General features: G+C 71.5%; 18 protein-coding genes, 1 pseudogene and 2 riboswitches. Of the genes and pseudogenes, 5 read left to right on the forward strand and 14 right to left on the reverse strand.

The features are described from left to right. Window positions 1–20: 20 nt before the first annotated feature. On the reverse strand, window positions 21–164 hold the full coding sequence (locus O7605_RS32045) for an ABC transporter ATP-binding protein (protein WP_443083864.1): 144 nt from the start codon (window positions 162–164) through the stop codon (window positions 21–23). Between O7605_RS32045 and O7605_RS03775 the strand changes: the two genes are divergently transcribed. Then, window positions 102–257: a hypothetical protein gene (locus O7605_RS03775; protein WP_269737915.1), complete on the forward strand. Its 156-nt coding sequence runs from the start codon at window positions 102–104 to the stop codon at window positions 255–257. The genes O7605_RS32045 and O7605_RS03775 overlap by 63 nt on opposite strands. A gap of 79 nt (window positions 258–336) precedes the next feature. On the opposite strand, the gene O7605_RS03780 is transcribed toward O7605_RS03775, so the two are convergent. The 5 genes from O7605_RS03780 to O7605_RS03800 all read right to left on the reverse strand — a co-directional run bounded on the left by O7605_RS03780 (window position 337) and on the right by O7605_RS03800 (window position 2,887). Next, complete coding sequence (locus O7605_RS03780; protein WP_269737916.1) at window positions 337–819, reverse strand: ATP-binding cassette domain-containing protein; 483 nt, start codon at window positions 817–819, stop codon at window positions 337–339. A gap of 4 nt (window positions 820–823) precedes the next feature. Then, entirely contained in the window at window positions 824–1,144 is a 321-nt protein-coding gene (locus O7605_RS03785; RefSeq protein WP_269738700.1) for an oligopeptide/dipeptide ABC transporter ATP-binding protein, read from the reverse strand. A gap of 52 nt (window positions 1,145–1,196) precedes the next feature. Beyond that, window positions 1,197–1,820 carry a hypothetical protein gene (locus O7605_RS03790; protein ID WP_269737917.1) on the reverse strand — a complete coding sequence of 208 codons (624 nt, stop codon included), beginning with the start codon at window positions 1,818–1,820 and terminating at the stop codon, window positions 1,197–1,199. 187 nt (window positions 1,821–2,007) lie between these two features. Next, window positions 2,008–2,268: a superoxide dismutase gene (locus O7605_RS03795; RefSeq protein ID WP_269737918.1), complete on the reverse strand. Its 261-nt coding sequence runs from the start codon at window positions 2,266–2,268 to the stop codon at window positions 2,008–2,010. A 4-nt stretch (window positions 2,269–2,272) separates the two neighbouring features. Further along, the gene (locus O7605_RS03800; protein ID WP_269737919.1) at window positions 2,273–2,887 is read right to left on the reverse strand and encodes a superoxide dismutase; all 615 of its coding nucleotides are present in this window, start codon (window positions 2,885–2,887) and stop codon (window positions 2,273–2,275) included. A gap of 64 nt (window positions 2,888–2,951) precedes the next feature. Between O7605_RS03800 and def the strand changes: the two genes are divergently transcribed. Next, window positions 2,952–3,500: a peptide deformylase gene (gene def / locus O7605_RS03805; protein ID WP_269737920.1), complete on the forward strand. Its 549-nt coding sequence runs from the start codon at window positions 2,952–2,954 to the stop codon at window positions 3,498–3,500. Between the two features lie 3 nt (window positions 3,501–3,503). Continuing rightward, window positions 3,504–3,674 (forward strand): annotated as a pseudogene (locus O7605_RS32050) (tRNA (adenosine(37)-N6)-threonylcarbamoyltransferase complex transferase subunit TsaD); the annotation flags it as partial. Here the strand turns inward: O7605_RS32050 and O7605_RS03815 are convergent. From O7605_RS03815 to O7605_RS03845, 7 genes are all read right to left on the reverse strand, one after another. Further along, window positions 3,628–4,485: an ECF transporter S component gene (locus O7605_RS03815; protein ID WP_269737921.1), complete on the reverse strand. Its 858-nt coding sequence runs from the start codon at window positions 4,483–4,485 to the stop codon at window positions 3,628–3,630. The pseudogene O7605_RS32050 and the gene O7605_RS03815 sit on opposite strands and share 47 nt — an antisense overlap. Further along, window positions 4,482–6,113, reverse strand: a complete 1,632-nt coding sequence (locus tag O7605_RS03820; protein WP_269737922.1) for an ABC transporter ATP-binding protein — start codon at window positions 6,111–6,113, stop codon at window positions 4,482–4,484. Before O7605_RS03820 ends, O7605_RS03815 begins: the two co-directional genes overlap by 4 nt. Beyond that, entirely contained in the window at window positions 6,110–7,351 is a 1,242-nt protein-coding gene (locus tag O7605_RS03825) for a CbiQ family ECF transporter T component (RefSeq protein ID WP_269737923.1), read from the reverse strand. Before O7605_RS03825 ends, O7605_RS03820 begins: the two co-directional genes overlap by 4 nt. After that, entirely contained in the window at window positions 7,344–8,276 is a 933-nt protein-coding gene (locus tag O7605_RS03830) for a hypothetical protein (RefSeq protein WP_269737924.1), read from the reverse strand. Before O7605_RS03830 ends, O7605_RS03825 begins: the two co-directional genes overlap by 8 nt. Continuing rightward, entirely contained in the window at window positions 8,273–9,727 is a 1,455-nt protein-coding gene (locus tag O7605_RS03835) for a prenyltransferase/squalene oxidase repeat-containing protein (RefSeq protein ID WP_269737925.1), read from the reverse strand. The genes O7605_RS03830 and O7605_RS03835 overlap by 4 nt, the downstream gene beginning before the upstream one ends. A gap of 347 nt (window positions 9,728–10,074) precedes the next feature. After that, window positions 10,075–10,569, reverse strand: coding sequence for a hypothetical protein (locus tag O7605_RS03840; RefSeq protein WP_332317109.1), 495 nt, complete (start codon window positions 10,567–10,569; stop codon window positions 10,075–10,077). A gap of 31 nt (window positions 10,570–10,600) precedes the next feature. Continuing rightward, window positions 10,601–11,644 carry a peptidase gene (locus tag O7605_RS03845; RefSeq protein ID WP_269737927.1) on the reverse strand — a complete coding sequence of 348 codons (1,044 nt, stop codon included), beginning with the start codon at window positions 11,642–11,644 and terminating at the stop codon, window positions 10,601–10,603. 100 nt (window positions 11,645–11,744) lie between these two features. Beyond that, window positions 11,745–11,865, reverse strand: a riboswitch (cobalamin riboswitch). A 180-nt stretch (window positions 11,866–12,045) separates the two neighbouring features. After that, a riboswitch (cobalamin riboswitch) is annotated at window positions 12,046–12,260 on the forward strand. A 182-nt stretch (window positions 12,261–12,442) separates the two neighbouring features. Here O7605_RS03845 and O7605_RS03850 point away from each other — a divergent pair. Continuing rightward, entirely contained in the window at window positions 12,443–12,889 is a 447-nt protein-coding gene (locus O7605_RS03850; RefSeq protein ID WP_269738701.1) for an acyl-CoA thioesterase, read from the forward strand. A gap of 237 nt (window positions 12,890–13,126) precedes the next feature. Here the strand turns inward: O7605_RS03850 and O7605_RS03855 are convergent, their stop codons facing one another. After that, entirely contained in the window at window positions 13,127–14,749 is a 1,623-nt protein-coding gene (locus O7605_RS03855; protein WP_269737928.1) for an FAD-dependent oxidoreductase, read from the reverse strand. Window positions 14,750–14,825: 76 nt separating this feature from the next. On the opposite strand from O7605_RS03855, the gene O7605_RS03860 reads away from it, so the two are divergent. Further along, complete coding sequence (locus O7605_RS03860) at window positions 14,826–15,383, forward strand: helix-turn-helix domain-containing protein (protein ID WP_269737929.1); 558 nt, start codon at window positions 14,826–14,828, stop codon at window positions 15,381–15,383. The last annotated feature ends 5 nt before the right edge of the window (window positions 15,384–15,388 follow it).

A 15,388-nucleotide genomic window follows, 5' to 3' on the forward strand; every position in this document is an offset into this window, starting at 1 on the left:
ACGACTCACAGCCAGTCAGATCACCCCTTCCTCCCGAGCGTGCGTGACGCCACTTTCAGGTCGACTGTTGGCGTCGCCGCGAGTAGCGACTGGGTGTACGGATGGCGAGGATCGGTGGTGAGCTGCGCGGTCGGACCCTGCTCAATGATGCGACCGTTGTGCATGACCGCAATCCGGTCGGCGAGTTGCCTGACGACGGCGAGGTCATGGCAGATGAACAGGCACGCAAGGCCGAGCTGGTCGCGCAGGTCGCATAGCAGGTTGAGGACTTGGCCTGCACCGACACATCGAGTGCGGTAACCCGCTCGTAGCAGACAAGCAAGCGTGGTTCGACGGTCAGTGCGCCGGCGATCGCCAACCGCTCCTGCTGCCCACGGACAGTTGCTGCGGCCGACGATCACCCACACGGTTATCGAGCCCGACGAGGTCCAGCAATTCGTCCACGCGGGCGGACCGGGCACGAGAGTCGCCGAGGCGGTGGATATGTAGCGGCTCGGTGATGGCTTGCCGGACTGTCTGGTGGGGGCTGAAAGTGAGATACGGCTCCTGGAAGACCATCTGTATCCGCCGTCGGTGGGTGCGCAGTGCCCGACCGCGCAGGCTGTACACGTCCGTCCCGGCGAGGCGTACCGAGCCTGAATCGGGGCGGTGGAGCCCGGTGATCACGCGGGCGAGGGTCGTCTTGCCGCACCCCGACTCGCCGACCAGGCCGACGATTTCACCCGCATCGACCCGCATGGTGATGGCATCCACCACGGTGTTGCGGTGCCGCCCTCGCGCGACGGCATAACCGGCCGCAACACCTTCGATCTCCAACACCCGGTCAGTCTCCGTTTCGCCCGACGCCAGCCTCGGGCATCAGCGAGGGCTCGCCGGGTTGGCGCAGGCACGCGGACCGGTGCGCCCCGCCCAGCGCGACCAGTATCGGTTGGCGCTGCACACAGGCGGGGAGGGCGACCGGGCATCGGGAGGCGAATGGTGTCGTCTGGACCGGCACCGGAGCGTCCAGGCATAGTGCGGAACCGCGTGCCCGGCGGCGCTCCAGGACGGGGCACGGCGTCGAGCAGCCCCGCGTGTAGGGATGGTCCGGTTTGCCGATGACGGTGGCAAGCGGCCCTGTCTCAACGATCCGACCGGCGTACATGACGGCCGCTGTGTCGGCCAGGCGGGTGACCACCGCCAGGTCATGATCATGATCAGTTCGTCGCGGAGCCGGGCCAGCAGGTCGAGCAGTTGTGCCTGCACAGCGACATCGAATGCGGGGGTGGGTTCGTCGGCGACGAGCAAGTCCGGCTCACCCGCGAGGGCGAGCCGATCTGCGCGGAGTGGTCGACGTGGGTGCCGCCACACAGCTCGCAGGACCACTCGCCGCCGAACTCGACGACCCGCACTGGTCTCGTCGTAGGTCTCGCCGAACAGGGCCAAGGCACCCTCGGCGCGGGCCTGTTCCAGGGGCAGGTAGCGGACGTCGACAGGCAGGTCGCGACGGATCGCGAGGTTCGCGACCTCCTCGACCTCGCTGTGGTCGCCTCGGACAGGCCACCACGCCAGGCGAAGTCCAGGCGCAGATAGCCGGGTCGGTTGTACGAGCCCGATTGCAACGCGTTCGGTCCGAGGACGTGGCGCAGCGCGGCGTGTACGACGTGGGTGCCGGAGTGGGCCTGCCGGGCGCCGGTGCGCCACTCCGGGTCGACTGTGGCGTATACCGCGTCGCCGACGGCGAGGCTGCCGTCGAGGATCCGAACGGTGAACGCGATCAGATTCTTGACCGGCCGTTGCACGTCGATAATCTCGGCGCGCAGGTTCGGACCGGTGAGCATGCCGGCGTCGGAGTCCTGTCCGCCGCTTTCGGCGTAGAACGGGGGCGGTCCAGTGCGACGGAGACGATGTCGCCGGCCTGGGCGCCGTGCGCGGCGAAACAGTCGCCGGGCCGCCCGCCGTCGCGTTCTGGCAGGTGTCGCCGGCATTTTCACAGTGTCGGCGACACCGACCAGTGGTCACCACGTGTCAGTTGTCCGGCTGCGTGGTGGTGGCGGCGACGAGCAGGGACAACTCTCGGACGAGATCGTCCAGTGACTGACCGCTCTGCGCGCGGAGCAGTCCGAGGCTCAGGTCCGCCAGAAGGTAGAAACCGAGGGTCTTGGCCTGCTCGGAGCCGAACGCGGCGAGGAGTTCCTCAGCGCCGCCGAGGTCGCCGCGATGTTTGGCGGCGATGACCCCGGCAGCGCGTTGCACCAGTTCCGCGGCGGCCGGGGTGAGGCCCGTCATGCGGTCAGAGCTTCGGCGTGGTGGCGCGGGCGGCATCGAACCGGGCGATCACGTCCGACCAGTTGACCAGGTTCCACAGCCGGTCCACGTAGTCGGGCCGCACGTTCTTGTACTGCAGGTAGTAGGCGTGCTCCCAGGCGTCGAACACCAGCAGCGGCGTGGAGCCCTGCCCCACGTTGCCGTGGTGGTCGTAGACCTGCTCCACGATCAGCCGCTGCGCGAGCGGCTCCCAGGCCAGCACACCCCAACCGGAACCCTGCACGCCCTTGGTGGCGGCCGAGAGCTGCCCGGCGAACGCCTCAAACGAGCCGAAGTGCTCCTCGATCGCCGCCGCCAACTCGCCGTCGGGACGGTCGCCACCATCCGGGGAGAGGTTCCCCCAGAAAATCGAGTGCAGCACGTGCCCGGAGAGGTTGAACGCGTACGTCTTCTCCAGACCGACAAGAGTGGAGAAGTCGCCCTTGGCCCGGGCCTCGACGAGCTGCTCCAGACCGTCGTTGGCGCCCTTGACGTACGCGGCGTGGTGCTTATCGTGGTGCAGCTCAAGGATCTGCCCCGACATCGCCGGCTCCAACGCGCCGTAGTCGTAGGGCAGGTCGGGCAGGGTGTAAACCGCCATCAGAACTCCTCTGGGACTGCTGCTCTTACTGCAAAGCTTTGGCAATTGCATAGGATAGGCCACTGTGCAGACCTCGACAGGCACCCCGCGCCCCATCACCCGTTACGGCACGCCCGTCCTGCACCGTCGCTGTGCCGAGGTGACCGACTTCGACGACGTCCTCGCCCAGCTCGTCGCCGACATGTTCGCCAGCATGTACGCCGCCCACGGCGTCGGCTTGGCCGCCAACCAGATCGGCGTCGACGCCCGGATCTTCGTCGTCGACTGCCCCGACGCCACCGGCGCCCGCACCGTGGCCACCGTCGTCAACCCGGTCCTGCACCTACCCGAGCACCGCGACCTGGTGACCGACACCGAGGGCTGCCTCTCCGTCCCCGGCCAGCACGCCGAACTGGCCCGCTGCGCCACCGCCACCGTCACCGGATTCGACATGCACGGTCAGGAAGTCCGGCTGGACGGCACCGGCACCCTGGCCCGCTGCTTCCAACACGAGGTCGACCACCTCGACGGCCTCGCCTACGTCGACCGACTTCCCAGCAAACTCCGCAAACGCATCCTCACCACCAACGCCGAACACCCTGGCGTCGGCGTGGGCACCGGCCAGGACGACTGACCGATGCCGGTCGTCCTGGGCATCGAAACCTCCTGCGACGAGACCGGCGTCGGCATCGTCGCCGACGGCGTCCTGCTCGGCGACGCCCTCGCCACCAGCATGGACGAACACGCCTGCTCGGCCTGCCCTACCCCGGCGGCCGCACACCGAGACCGCTGTCTTGCCCGGGCGGGATGGCTGGCCCTGGTGTCGTGGCGAAGGTGACCGGCGCCTCGAAGGCGGCGCGCCGGGCGGCGCGGCGCAGAGCAGCCAGGACGGCGGGTCCGACCAGGACGATGGCCATCACGGTGGTGATGGCGCGGCCGGTGTCCCACCCGAAGGTGGAGGTGACGGCGGTGAACACGGCGAAGCGGTGCAGGTTGTCCAGCACCGGCGCCCCGGCGACGTAGGAGAGCTGGGTGTCCGCGCCGATGCTGAACGGCCAGAACCACAGGTTCATCAGCAGCCCGTAGCCGTAGGCGGCGATCGCACCGTAGCCGGCCAGCACGGCGATCTCGGCCCGGCCCCGCAACCGGGCCGGCAGCAGCCCGGCGCCGAGGCCGATCCACGCGGCGGCCAGCATCTGGAACGGCAGCCACGGGCCGACACCGGCGGTGAGCAGGGCGGAGGCGAACAGCGAGGTGGCGCCGAGCAGGAACCCGAAGCCGGGTCCGAAGACCCGGCCGGCGAGCACGAGCAGGAAGAACACCGTTTCGATGCCGGCGGTGCCGGCTCCGAGCGGACGTAGGGCCGCGTTGACGGCGGCGAGCACGCCGAGCATCGCCAGGGCCTTGCTGTCGATGCCGCCGGAGCTGAGTTCGGCCAGGACGAGGGCCAGCAGGATCGGTAGTACGGCGATGAAGACCAGTGGTGCCTCGGTGGTCCGGGCCATGCTCTCGGGTTGGGCTGGTACGAAGAACGGCCAGCTGAAGGTGGCCAGCGCGGCGACGGAGGCCAGGACCAGCACGACGGCCGTACGCGGGGCGACCCGCAGGGCGGTCGTCATCCTCGTGTCCGTGTGGCGGCCAGCGCGGCGGTGACCTGGTCCACGGTCAGCCAGGGCTGCGGTGCCAGCACCTTGGCGACCTGCGGGGCGAACGCGGGTGAGGCGAGCATGACCTCGGCGGTGCTGCCGTCGGCCACGATTTCCCCCTGCGCCATCACGACAACGCGGTCGGCGAGGGTGGCGACGAGTTCGACGTCATGGGTGGCGACGACGATCGCCCGACCTTCGGTGGCCAACCGCCGGGCGATCGCGGTGAACTGCCGTTTGGCACGGTAATCCAAGCCTCGGGTGGGCTCGTCGAGCAGCACGACCTGTGGTGCGGCGGTGAGCTGGACGGCGAGCGCGAGGGCCAGCCGCTGCCCTTCCGACAGATCGCGGGGATGCTGGTCGCCGGGCAGCGCGGGGGTGAGCTGGTCCAGCAGCGCCCGGCAGGTGCCCACGGATGCGTCGGACTCCCGGTCGGCCTGGGCGCATTCGGCTTCCACCGTCTCCAGATAGAGGAGGTCACCTGGGGTCTGCGGCACCAGTCCGACCCGTCGTCGAGCACGCCCGGCGGGCAGTGTTTTCGGGTCGGTGGCGCCGTCGGGGCCGACGACGGTGACAGTTCCGCTGTGCCGTGGGCCGCTGCCCTGCACCGCCCAGAGCAGGCTGGACTTGCCGGAGCCGTTGCGGCCCATCAGCGCGACGATCCGGCCGGGATGCAGGTCGAGATCCACGCCGGCCACGGCGACGGTGCCGGGGTAGCGCACCACGATGTTGCGGGCGGCCAGTACCGGCAGACCAGCCGGTGGTGGTGTGGCCGGAGGCGCCGGGGCGTCGGCGAGCCGCTGCCGCAGGTCCGATGCGCGGCGACGGGCGTCGCGTACGGACAGCGGCAAGGGTGTCCAGCCGGCAGCCCGGCCCAGGTCGACAAGGGGTGGCGCGAGATCGACGTCGGCGAGCACAGCGGCCGGTTCGCCGTCGATGACGGTGCCGTCGCCGGGCAGGTAGAGCAGGCGGTCGGCATACTGCACGACACGTTCGAGGCGGTGCTCGGCCACCACGACGGTGACGCCGAGGTCGTGGACCAGGCGGGTGACGGCGGCCAGGACATCCTCTGCGGCGGTGGGGTCCAGGGCGGAGGTCGGTTCGTCGAGGACGAGCACCTGCGGGTGGCTGGTGAGCACGGCGCCGATGGCGACCCGCTGCTGCTGCCCGCCCGACAGGGTCCGGAGCGGACGGTCCCGGAGCTCGGCGATGCCGAGCAGGTCGAGGGTCTCCTCGACGCGTTTACGCATGACCGGCGCCGGCAGGGCAAGTTGTTCCATGCCGTAGGCGAGTTCCTCTTCGACGGTGTCGGTGACGAATCCGGCGAGGGGATCCTGGCCGACGACTCCGACGACGTCGGCGAGGTCACGGGGAGGGTGGCTGCGGGTGTCGCGGCCCTGCACGGTGACGGTGCCGTGGAGCGTGCCGCCGGTGAAGTGCGGCACCAGCCCGTTGATGGCCCGCAGCAGAGTCGACTTCCCGGCGCCGGTGCGGCCAGCGACCAGGCACAACTCGCCCTCGGGGATGTGCAGGTTCACGTCGCGCAGCATCGGTTCGGGGGTTTCGGCGTAGTGGACGGTCACCCGACTGAAGTCGATCAACGTTGGGCCTCCGGCTCGCTGGTGTCGCGCTTCGGCGAGCTGCGGGTCGTGCCGTTCGGTGGGATGAGCACCGGGCGGCGGGTGCGGTGAGCCGCGAGTGTCGGCGGCGGTGCCAGCCAGGCCGGCGCGACCGCGACCGCGACGACCAGGAGCATCAGCGGGGTCAGCTCGGGCCAGGTGAGCGGGCTCACCGGCGGGTAGAGCCGGTCCGGGGCCACGGATCCGGCCACCGCCATCACGACGGCGGTGGCCGCCCCGCAGCCGGCGACGGCAACCTCCGTGATCCGCCAGCGGTCCGGCCGGTAGCGGCTGCGCCGGACCTGCCGGCCGGCCAGCAGCATTCCGATGACGGCTGTCGCCAGACCGACGATCAGCATCGGCAGACCGAGGTAGCCGGGCACTGTCGTGTCGAGCAGCCCGTACGTGCCGACGCAGACCCCGACCAGGCCGGCGAGCACCAGCCCGCCGGTGAAGGCGCGCTGGCCGGCAGGTATCGCCGCGCTGCGGCCGTAGCCGCGCGAATCCATGGCCGCGGCCAGGGCGAGGGATCGGTCCAGGGCGTCGGCCAGCACCGGCAGTGCGATGCCCCGTAGGGCACGCAGACCCTGCCCGGCGGCACCGCGCAGCCGGCGGGCCCGGCGTACCCGCAGCACACTTTCCACAAGTTGCGGAGCCACCGACAACGCGACCACCACGGCGGTGCTGATCGCGTACAAGGCACCAGGGACCGCTTTCAGCAGGCGTTTCGGGTTGGCCAGAGCGTTGGCGGCACCGAGGCAGATGAGCATCGCCGCCAGGCGCAGCCCGTCGTAGAAGCCGCCGAGGAGTTGTCCGGCGGCGACCGGGCCGAACAGCCGGATGCCGGCCGCCCACGCCGGCAGCGGAATCTCCGGCAGGTGAAGCAGGACGTGGTCCCCCTGTCCGCCGCCGAAGACGAGGCGGAACACCACCCGCATGGCCACGATCACCGCGCCGAGCATCAGGTACATCCGGAATGCGAACGCCCAGGGGGCGTCACCGCGGCGGCGGACGACCACAAGCGCGGCAGCGGCGATGAGCAGCGCCAGCGGCAGCGGGTTGGTGGTGTGGCTGGCCGCGGTCGCCAGACCGAGTGCCCACAGCCACCAGGCACCCGGGTGCAGGGCGCGGGGTAGCCGTCTCGCCAGGGCCGGCCGGCTGTCAGGCGGTGTCACAGGTGGCTGTCGCGCAACCCCGTCAGCGGTGGCCTGATCAGTCATCCGGCTCGGCGGTTCGCCGGCGGCGGGCGGCGACGAGCCCGCCACCCGCCAGCGCGACCAGCAGGAGCACCCCCGCCACGGTGCCCAGCGGGAGGCCGTCGGTGTCACGCGTGGCGCTGAACTCGGTCGCCGGGTACGAGTCCGTCGGATCGGCCGACGGGGCAACGGGCGCAGCCGCGAGCGGCGGAGCGGTGGCGGCCGTCGTCGGCACGGATGAGCTGCCGGAAGGGGTCGCGGTGGCGGCGGCCACCGGTGGGGTCAGGGTAAACCCGGCCGGTGGGGTACCGCCCGACATCGTGGGTGCGTTCGGTGCACCGACGGCCGGCGGCGGGGCGACCGGTGGCGCAGCCGACGGGGGACCCGGCGGCGCCGGTGCGGACGTACGGGGTGCGGGCGGCGGAGGCGCGGGTGGTGTGGTGCGCGGCGGTGGTGCGGGCCGGGCGGGGGCCACACCAGGTCGGGGTGCGCTGTCGGCGTTGCGGTTGAGCGAGAACGACCAGCCTTCGAAGCTGCCCGATGGTGGCTTGCGGTTGAGCACACCCTTGTCGCTGTAGGTCCAGGTACCCCCGTTGGGCGCGTGCCAGTATGACCAGTAGGCGCTGGCCGGTGGCGTGTCGACGCACTTCTCCGTGCTGGCCGAGGGCTTGCCCTCGATCCGGCAGATGAATCCCTCGCCCCAGCGCAGTGTGCCGGCGATCCGGAAGCCGGCGGCCTTCAACGCCGCCAGGCCGGTGGCCTGGTCGCCGGGGGCGCACCGGACGACGGTGCCGCCGCCGAGTTCCTTGAAGTCAACCACGACGGTCACACCGGCGGCGTCGGGGCAGTAACCCGCGCTGCCGGCGGCCGCTGCCGGACCCGAACCGACCAAAACACTGGCGGCGGCCACGGCGAGGGTGACGGCGAGGCGGGTCGCCCGGATGCTCATGTGGCCCGCCGACGGCCGAGCACCAGCAGCACCGCTCCCCCGCCGAGCAGCAGCAGGGCGGTGAGCACGTACCCGCCGATCGCCGCGCCGGTGGTTGGCAGCCGGCCCGGTCCGGCGGCGGGACTGGTGACGGAGGCAGCGGGAGTCGGCGTCGTGGTGGGGGTGGGTGGCGTGCCGCTCGGGGAGGCGCTCGGTGTCGGGCTGTGGGTGGGCGCGGTGGTCGGTGTGGGCGAGGCGGACGGGGACGGTCGTCCGGTCGGGCTGGGTGAGCCGGTCGGCGTGGGTGGCACGGTGGCCGATGGGGTGGGCTCACCGGAGGGCGGCACGTCGAGGCCGATCCGGCTCAGCGGCACCTGGGCCAGCCCGAGTAGCGCCTGGGCGGTGGCGCGCCGCCACTGGTCCCGGAACGTGTCGGCGATGCCGTCGGCGACCGCCTCGGTCAACGCGTCGCTGGCGTAGGCGATGGCGCCGGCGTCGGCCGCCGCGGCACCACCGTTGGCGGTGGTGAGCTGCAGCGCCGCCAGGGCTTCGGCGGCCCGTGCCGCTCCGGCGTCGCGCCCGGCCGCGGCCAGGGCCTGCCCGGCCAGGCCCGTGCTGTTGGAGTTCGCGCCGCTGGTCGGCCCCGACCCGCCGAACGACCCGTCGGCGCGTTGCTGCGCCACCAGCCAGTCCGCGCCGCGCTGAGCGGCCTCGTCCGCACCTGTTGCGTCGGTCGCGAGCAGTGCTTGCACGGCCATGGCGGTCGAGTCGACGTCGAGGGTGGCACTGGCCTGGGTGTCGCAGGAAGGCGACGGTGCTCCGTCGGCGTCGGGGTAGAGCCGGAAGCCGCCGGCCGTGCACTGCTGCTGGATGAGGAAGTCGACGGTTTCCTGCGGCGCGCCGCCGCTGCGGGCCAGGCCCAGCACGGCAAAGGACTGATCGAAGGTGTTGCTGGGGTCCGGGCCGGTGGCCTCGGTGGTCCGGCTGGTGATCCGGCCCCGCTGGTGCCCGGTGCCCGCCGCGGACAGCAGGGCCACGGTCTCGGCACGCAGGTCCCAGCCGCCGAAGTCGGTGGGGTCGGCACCGGCGGCGGAGGCCACGTAGAGCAGTTTCGCGGTGGCACCCCCGTCGGTGAAGCCCTCGATGCCCCAGTCGTCGTAGCTGTTGTAGGACCGTACGTGCGCGGCGATCTGCGCCGTCGCCGCCTGTCGAGTAGAGCCGGCCACCCCGGTGGCGGCGAGAGCGATCACGCCGTCGATGCTCAGCCCCCAGTCCTCGGGAGTGAACGGTCCAGGTAGGACGCCGTCGACGTATTCCCCGGCGAGCCAGGTCGCGGCGTCGCGCGCGGCGGCGGTGTGGGTTGGCGATGGCGCGGCGGCCACGCCGAGGGGGGTGGTCGCGACGATGGCGAGCGCTGCGGCGGTGGCGGCGCCGAGACCGGCGCCGACGCGCCGGAGCGGGAACGTGGGCATGAGGGGTGCCTTTCGCAGAGCGGTCGGTGAAAGCTCCGGAAGGCACCGACGGGCGGCATCCGCTCGCGTGGCCGCGACGAGATGCTGTACCTCGGTTACCCGGACTCCACCCTGTAGACCTCGACAGTGGAAGCCGCTCGTCCTGTGCGGGGCATTCCGGCTCGCGAGGCGGTGCTCGCTCACGGTTGCGGGTCAGCGTCGGCTTCTACCGACTTCCCCCCGTACGGGACGTATTCAGTTGTGTACCCGGCGCACCGGGTGTCGCCACCGTACCGCCGGTCACCTCTCGGCGCCAGCGTGGCGGGCGACACCCGGCACGTCCACGGCTCGTGAAGGGTACACGCAGGTCAGGGGGCGGTGATGCTGGGTGCCGCGCCGGAGCCGAAGGACCAGCCCTCGACCGTGCCCGGGGCCGGGTTGTAGCTGGTCGCCCCCAACGTGCTGTAGGTCCAGGAGGCGCCGCTGCCGGAGGCGTGCCAGTACGACCAGTACGCGCTGGCCGGCGGGGTGTTGATGCAGGGTTCCGTCGCGGCGGTCGGCTTGCCGTTGATCCGGCAGATGAAGGCCAATCCCCATCGCTGCGTACCGGTCACGGTGAAGCCTGCGCCCTGCAGGGCGGCCAGGCCCGTGGCCGGGTCACCGAGCGCGCACGCCACCTGGACGCCGCCGCCGAGCGCACCGTAGTCGACCACCACGGTGACCCCCGACGTCCCGGTGCACGCGGCGGCCTGCGCGGCCCGTGGAGACGGCTCGACAGCAATCAACCCGACGGCGACGACAGCCACCGCCGCGATGCTCGCCAGCCACCGACGGACGGGATCATAGACCTGCGACATGAGCACTCCTTCTGGTGGGACGGAATCTGCCGGCCGGTCAGCGGCAGGGCAGAGTGGGTGCGCCGGCGGTCGCGGTGACAGTGGAGAGCCGGGCATATCCGGTGCCGGTCAGACCGAGAACAGCCTGCGCGGTGGCGCGGGGGGCGGTACCGGGATCGAAGACGCCGCCGTCGAAGTCGACCGCGCCCCGGTCGGTGACCGGGGCGGCACACCCGACCTGAAGATCGGCCAGGAACACGCGGGCCCGGGCCCAGGCCAGCGGCCGTCCACCGTCACGCAGCGCCTGAGCTGCCAACCCGGTGCTGTTGGCGTTCGCGACCCCACCCGCGTTGGTGAACCCACCGTCGGCGCGTTGCACCGAAAGCAGCCATTGCAGCCCTGCGGCGGCATCAGCCTTACGACCGGCGGCCCGCAACGCCTGCACCGCGACGGCCGTGACGTCCACATCCGACACACAGACCGGCTGCGCGGGCAGCAGCGGATAGCCGCCGTCGGGGCACCGGGTACCCGCCAGCCAACCGGCGGCAACCGCCGGCACACCTTGCGCGGTCCGGTCCAGCGCGAGAATCGCGAAGGACTGGCTGAACGAGTTACTGAAATCACCCCACGCCGACCGGTCGGTGAACCGGCCACCCGGGTCCTGGAGCGACTCCAACCGGGCGATGAGATCCACACCGCCGACGTCGGTCGGGTCACCACCGCGGACCGCGACGGCGAGTGCGAGCTTGGCGGTCGCGCCCGCGTACGCCTCAGTGGTGCCGTCACCGATGTACCCGTCACGCACGTCCGGCCGGGTCGCCCAGGCCAGGGCTCGAGCGCCGAAGTCGTCGGCGACACCGGCGGCGGCGAACGCGAAGACCGCGTCCAGGGTCAACCCCTGGTCCGGGTACGCGACCCCGTCGAAGACGGCCTCGAAGCGTTCCCCGTCGACAAGCTGTCGGGCCAACCAGCCCGCGGCCGCATCGGATCGGACGGTGCCGGCCTGCGGGGGCGCGGCGATCACGGGTGTGGTCAGAGTGAGGGCGGCGAGCACACCGCAAAGCAGGGCGAGCAGGCGGTGCCGGCTCAGGCGGACGACCATCGGACGCGCCTTTCCGGCCCGGCGGTCGTCAGAAACCCGGCCCGCCCGGCGACGGCGCGGCTGGCCGGCCTCCGACCCGTGGGCCACGACGGGTGGGGAGCAGAAATCGCGGGTGCGGCAGGTATTCGGGCTCGCCACCAGGGATGCTCCCGGCGGCCTACCGTTGCGGGCCAGCGCCGGACTTCGACCGGACTTCCCCCGCACACACACGCGGTTGTTCAGTTGTCGCGCCAGTCTCGTCTGCTCCCACAGCCACTGTCAATCCGCTACCGATCGCACACGGTGGGTCGTGGCGGCGAGGTTCGTGGCGATCGCGGCCACGGGCCGACGCTCGGCGTCGGAGTGATGGGGCAACTCGCCGCAGGTACCCGGGCCGGACGGTCGTCGGACCGGGTCAGGATAGGGTGGCCGACGGCGCTGGTTCGCCCGGCCGTTGCAGTCGGGCGTCGCAAGAGGGACCCGGTGAAAGTCCGGGACTGCCCCGCAGCGGTGAGTGGGAACGACAGCCGTCACCACGCACTGGGCCGCAAGGCCTGGGAAGCGACGGCCAGTAGGAGACCGGCCGAGTCCGGCACCGCCCACGAGTCCGAAGACCTGCCCGCGCTGCGGACACAAGGTGTGTGCGCTGCCGTCGACCTCGCGGGCGGGTCGGGCGGGTGACGCGCCGCAACGGCGTGCTCCTCGACGTGCGCGCCTACGGGTCGGTGGCTTGTTCCCCGAGGACGGACACCCGTGCACTACACGACCACTCTCGCCGGCCGACCACCGTCAGCCTCCCACCTGACCCTGTCGCAGATCATGGACCAGCACCACACCAACCTGATGGGCACGGTCCACGGCGGCCGGATCCTCAACCTCATCGACTCCGTCGCCGGAGTGGTCGCCGCCCGGCACTCCGACGGCCCGGCACTCACCGCCGCCATCGACGAGACCGCCTTCCTGCGCGCGGTCCGCGTCGGCGACGTCGTACACGTCGACGCCCGCATCACCTGGGCGGGTCGCAGTTCCATGGAGGTCACCGTCAAGGTCACCGCCGACCGCTGGGACCGCGCCGTACCACCGACCGACGTGGCCACCGCCCACCTCGTCATGGTCGCCGTCGACGACAACGGCCAACCCCGCCCGGTGCCGCCGCTGCTACCCCAGACCGACGGAGACCGGCGCCGCTACCGCGAGGCACAGATCCGCCGCGAACACCGGCTGACCCTGCGCCGTGCCCTGCTCGACGGCACCGAGGAGTCCTGAGATGCTCGGACTCTCCACGGCAGCCCTCGCGTGACCCCCACCGGGCAACCGGTTCTGCTCGGCGCCGTCTTCATAAAGTGCAGGTCACCGTCGATATCGCCCTCGGCGCAGGTGCCGGACGCCTCGCCCGACGGATGGCTGACGGCCGCTGGTCACGGCGCGTCAACCAGGTCTGCGCAGTCGTGCTCGTCGCGCTCTTAATGCGACTGGCCGCCGACTGACCCCTTCGGCGTGGCCTTACAACTCCTTGCGGTGGTCGAGTCGGACGGCGCGTAGCACGACGTCGTTGACGTGGTGGGTGCTGATCGCTCCCGGGGGGCGCGGGCGGGTCTCGTGCACGTCGATGCGCCAGTCGTCCGAGGCCGTGATCTCGGCGACGATGTCGTCGATGCCGACGTACGCCTGCGGGTCGTACATGGGGGTCTGCTCGGCGGGGTCCGACGGCTGCTGCAGCCACGTCAGGTCGTGGCCGACGACGAGCAGCGTCCCACCGACCGCCACGGCGTCGAGCAGGTTGCGCAGTCCACGCTGCTCGGGGGTGCGCTGGAACGAACCGTACTGCAGGGACACCAGGTCGTAGGTCTCGTCGGCGAAGGCGGCGGGGTCGTTGGCGTCGCGGTGCAGCGTACGCACGTCGAGCCCGCGACGTTCCGCCTCGGCCCGGATGCGGTCCAGTGCCCTGCCGGAGACGTCGGAGGCGGTCACCTGCCAGCCCCGTTCGGCCAGCCAGAGCGCGTCGGCTCCCTCACCCGCGCCGACGTCGAGCGCCCGGCCGGGCGGCAGATCCGTCGCCTCCGCCACCAACGTGCCGTTCGGGTTGGCGCTCCACACGCGTTCCTGATCCCCGTAGCGACCGTCCCACTCGATCGCGACGCCGGAGGGCCGGACGCCCGCCGTGGTGTCCTCGGCGGCGAGGCTGAAGGCGATCTGAGCGCCGATCCAGCTACCGTTCGCCGCGGCCTGCAGGACCTGGGCGCTCGGGTCCGTCAGGTTCCCGGCGGCGAAGACGCCCGCCACGCTGGTACGTCCGGTGGCGTCGACCGCGACGAGGTCACCGAGTCCGCTGGGGTGGACGGTGGTGTCGATGCCCAGCCCCGCGAGCATCTCGACCCGGGGACGGAACCGGGCACCGGCGAGGACCGCGTCGGCCGGCAGGCTGCGGCCGTCGGCGAGCTCGACGGCGAGCGACCCGTCCGGGTCGGCGTCGGACACCCGGCGCACCGCACTCTCGACCACCGGGACCCCGGAGGCGACGAGAGTCTGCACCGCGGCCGGGTCGATCCCCGTGGCGTCATGCAGCACCACGGTCAACTGGTCGGTCAGGTGCCGCATCAGCTGGGTCGGGTGCAGTCCCATCGGCGTCGTGACGATCTGCACGACCCGCAGGTCGCGGACCTCCCAGCCATGGCAGAACGGACAGTTGAACACCTGAGCACCCCAACGCTCAGTGAGGCCCTCGATCTCGGGAAGCTCGTCGACGATGCCGGTCGCGGCCAGTACCCGGCGAGCGACGAGACCGTGCCCGCCCGAGAGCGCGAGGTGAAATCCGTCGTCCTCCTTCCGCACCGCCAGGACCCGGCCGGTGAGAACGTTGCCACCATAGCTACGGACCTCCTCCCGCCCGATGGCCCGCATCGCCTCGGGCGGGGTGCCCTCACGTCCCAGGTAGCCGTGCATGTGCGCCGCCGGCGCGTTCCGCGGCGTGCCGTCGTCGACGACGATGACCGAGCGTCGCTGACGAGCGAGCTGCAGCGCGGCCGCCAGACCGGCCGCTGATCCGCCGATGACGGCGACATCGCACCTGCGGACGATGCTCTGGTGCGGTGGGTGTTCGGAGGCTCCGTGGGCAGGGTCTGTCATGCGTCAAGCGTAGGAACAACTGGCGGCATCTAACAGGCCGCTTGCGAGATCCGCAAGACACCCACATGCTGGGGCGATGAACGACCGCAGTGACGTGGAACATCTGGCGCGCACAAGGCTGCGAAGCATCCGCACCACGCTCGGCTACTCCCTGGACGAACTCGCCGAACGCACCAATCTCAGCCCGTCGACGATCAGCCGGGTCGAGACGGGCAAACGGACATTAAGCCTCGACGTGCTCGTACCCCTGGCCAACGCGCTACAGGTCAGCCTCGACGTCCTCTTCGAGGCGACCAGCGACGAGGACGTGGTGATCCGCCCCGTGCAGCACCGTTCGGGCTCGCGCACCACGTGGCCGCTGAGCCGCGTCGACGGGCGCACCATGGCGATGAAGATCCGCCTGGAGCCCGAGGCGACGATGCCGGCCCAGCGGGTCCATCCGGGGTACGACTGGTTCCTGGTACTCGAGGGCAGGGTGCTGCTGTGGCTCGGCGAGCGGCAGATCGAAGTCGAAAAGGGCGAGGCAGCCGAGTTCTCGACGATGACACCACACTCGATGACAGCACTCGACGAGCCGGCCGAGCTGATCATGATCTTCGACCGCGAGGGGCAGCGCGCGCATCTGCACCAGTGAGCCTG

Source organism: Verrucosispora sp. WMMA2121 (assembly GCF_027460185.1).
GTDB classification, from domain to species: Bacteria; Actinomycetota; Actinomycetes; order Mycobacteriales; family Micromonosporaceae; genus Micromonospora; species Micromonospora palythoicola.

Coding starts and splice junctions, on each gene's coding strand:
- O7605_RS03845 (WP_269737927.1), bottom strand. CDS start 11,644: ATGGTCGTCCGCCTGAGCCGGCACCGCCTGCTCGCCCTGCTTTGCGGT.
- O7605_RS03815 (WP_269737921.1), bottom strand. CDS start 4,485: ATGACGACCGCCCTGCGGGTCGCCCCGCGTACGGCCGTCGTGCTGGTC.
- O7605_RS03855 (WP_269737928.1), bottom strand. CDS start 14,749: ATGACAGACCCTGCCCACGGAGCCTCCGAACACCCACCGCACCAGAGC.
- O7605_RS03795 (WP_269737918.1), bottom strand. CDS start 2,268: ATGACGGGCCTCACCCCGGCCGCCGCGGAACTGGTGCAACGCGCTGCC.
- O7605_RS03825 (WP_269737923.1), bottom strand. CDS start 7,351: ATGACTGATCAGGCCACCGCTGACGGGGTTGCGCGACAGCCACCTGTG.
- O7605_RS32045 (WP_443083864.1), bottom strand. CDS start 164: ATGCACAACGGTCGCATCATTGAGCAGGGTCCGACCGCGCAGCTCACC.
- O7605_RS03830 (WP_269737924.1), bottom strand. CDS start 8,276: ATGAGCATCCGGGCGACCCGCCTCGCCGTCACCCTCGCCGTGGCCGCC.
- O7605_RS03785 (WP_269738700.1), bottom strand. CDS start 1,144: ATGTACGCCGGTCGGATCGTTGAGACAGGGCCGCTTGCCACCGTCATC.
- O7605_RS03850 (WP_269738701.1), top strand. CDS start 12,443: ATGGACCAGCACCACACCAACCTGATGGGCACGGTCCACGGCGGCCGG.
- O7605_RS03790 (WP_269737917.1), bottom strand. CDS start 1,820: ATGCTCACCGGTCCGAACCTGCGCGCCGAGATTATCGACGTGCAACGG.
- O7605_RS03860 (WP_269737929.1), top strand. CDS start 14,826: ATGAACGACCGCAGTGACGTGGAACATCTGGCGCGCACAAGGCTGCGA.
- O7605_RS03800 (WP_269737919.1), bottom strand. CDS start 2,887: ATGGCGGTTTACACCCTGCCCGACCTGCCCTACGACTACGGCGCGTTG.
- O7605_RS03775 (WP_269737915.1), top strand. CDS start 102: ATGGCGAGGATCGGTGGTGAGCTGCGCGGTCGGACCCTGCTCAATGAT.
- O7605_RS03835 (WP_269737925.1), bottom strand. CDS start 9,727: ATGCCCACGTTCCCGCTCCGGCGCGTCGGCGCCGGTCTCGGCGCCGCC.